General features: G+C 79.8%; 2 pseudogenes. One reads left to right on the forward strand and one right to left on the reverse strand.

Annotation, left to right across the window (positions count from 1 at the left end):
- Window positions 1–1,546: pseudogene (locus G5C65_RS36285) on the reverse strand (DNA-binding protein); the annotation flags it as partial.
- A 74-nt stretch (window positions 1,547–1,620) separates the two neighbouring features.
- Between G5C65_RS36285 and G5C65_RS39905 the strand changes: the two are divergent.
- Window positions 1,621–1,994: pseudogene (locus G5C65_RS39905) on the forward strand (hypothetical protein); the annotation flags it as partial.

Here is a 1,994-nt window from a genome sequence, read left to right on the forward strand (position 1 = left end):
GGGCGGTGTCGGTAGGGTCCGGGGGCGCCAGCAGGGGGCGTGCGTAGCTCGCCAGCGCGCCCCGTCCGGTGACGCCCAGCGTCTCCGCCTCCGTGACCGTCCAGGAGACCAGCCGGGAGCGCAGATCGTCCGGGTACGCGGCGTCCTGGCCGCGCAACGGGCGCTCCCAGCGCAGCCGTTCGCGCAGCGCCCCCGGCGCGGGCGCGGTGCCCGGCGGCAGCCCGGCGAGCAGGGCCAGGACGCGGGCGCGGATCCCGGGGGCCGGGCCGCGGTCGAGCCCCGGGCCGAGCGGGGCGAGCGCCCGGCCCTTCGCGTCCCGCTCCCCGGCCAGCCCGGCGACCCGGGTGGCCGCCAGCCAGGCGGCCGCGAGCCGGGTCCAGCGCTCGGCGGGCGGGAGGCGGAGCCAGTCGTCGTAGGCGGGCGTGGGCGCGTACGCCTCGTCGGCCTCGCCGTCGGACGCCAGCAGCCCGGCGGCGTAGGCGAGTTCGACCCAGAAGGCGGCGGTCGGCTCGGGGACGTCGAGGGCGAGCGCGGTCCGCTTGAGGTCGCGTACGCCCAGGCCGCCCGCGCGCAGTACGGCCGGGGGCTCGGTCTCCCAGCAGGACAGCAGCTCCTCCACCGCCGTGAGCGCCGCGAGGGCCTGGCCGGCGGCCGTCCCGTCCACGGTCCGCGCCTCGTGTGTGCGGGCCTGCCGGCCGGTGAGGGGCGGCGGGTCCGGCTCGGGCGCGCGGTGCGCGCGCCCGCCGCGCAGCCGCAGGGCGACCTCGCGGGGCAGGACGACCGTGCCGGGGCCCGCGGGGACGAGCAGCGCGCGGTCCAGGAGCCAGGCGAGCGCCGGGGACGGGGCGCGGGTGTCGGCGGTGCCGTGCGGCGGGCCCCACTCCAGCCTGCGGAGCAGGGCCTCGGCCCCCTCGGGCGCCTGGGCCAGCAGCGCGGCCAGCCGCTCCCCGTCGCCGAACAGCCGGGTGAGGGCCGCGAGGGCGCTCACCGGATCGTGTGTCGCCGGGAGCCCGACTGCGGTCAGCGCCTCCTGGAGCCGGGCCGGGGAGAGCTTCGCCCCGGCGGCGGCCTCGGCGAGGGTGGGCCCGAGCCCGGTGGGGGAGGAGCCGGTGAGCAGCTCGCGGGCGGTGCGCACCAGGCGGGGGGCGTCCTCCGCGCCCCACACCAGCGCCTGCGCGCGCAGCGCCGCGAGGGCGTGCGGGAGCCGGGCCGCGGCCCTGTCGCCCGGGAGCAGCGCGCCCAGCGCCTCGACCACGGGCGGCGCGGACGGCTCCGGGGCCGCGGGCAGCAGCGCGAGGGCCTGGGCCGTCTGCAGGGTGAACTGGTCCAGCCGCTCCACGGCGCGCGCCACCGAGGCCCGGGTACCCGCGCGGGTCGCGAGCTGGGTGAGGTCGCCGGGCACGGGCGAGAGCAGATCGGGGCGGATCCGCAGCAGCGCCGCGAGTTCGGAGTCGGTGCGTGCCCGCAGGTCCTCGGCGAGGGTGCGCGGCGCGTCGCCGTGCAGCGCACCCCTCCGTCCCTGTGGGCCGTTCTTCTCGCTGCTCACCCCTCCCACGGTAGCGGGGTGGGCGCGGTACGGTTCGGTGCAGAGGCGATGGGCGAGCAGCCGTTGGGGACTTGGTGGGGATCGAGAGCGATCAGCTCGTATTCGACTATCTGAGCCGGGTGGGCGACCTGGCCCACGGCACGGCCATGACGGCGGCCGAGCGCGCCCGCCTGGTGGGCGGGCTGCGCACGGAGATCGACCGGATGCGGTCGGCGGACGGCGGCGCCGAGAGCGCGTCCGCCGTACGGAAGATCCTGGGGCGGCTCGGCAAGCCGGAGGACGTGGTGGCGGCGGCCAACGGCGGCGCGCTGCCGCCGGGCTCGGCCGCGTCCGTCCCCGTGCAGCGGGAGCCGGAGCCGCGGCGCACGGGCGGCATCGGCGGTATCGGCGGCAAGGGCGGTATCGGCGGCATGGGCGGCATCGGCGGCCTGTGGCGGACGCGGGGGGC

The organism is Streptomyces boncukensis, assembly GCF_011045075.1.
Classification (GTDB): domain Bacteria; phylum Actinomycetota; class Actinomycetes; order Streptomycetales; family Streptomycetaceae; genus Streptomyces; species Streptomyces boncukensis.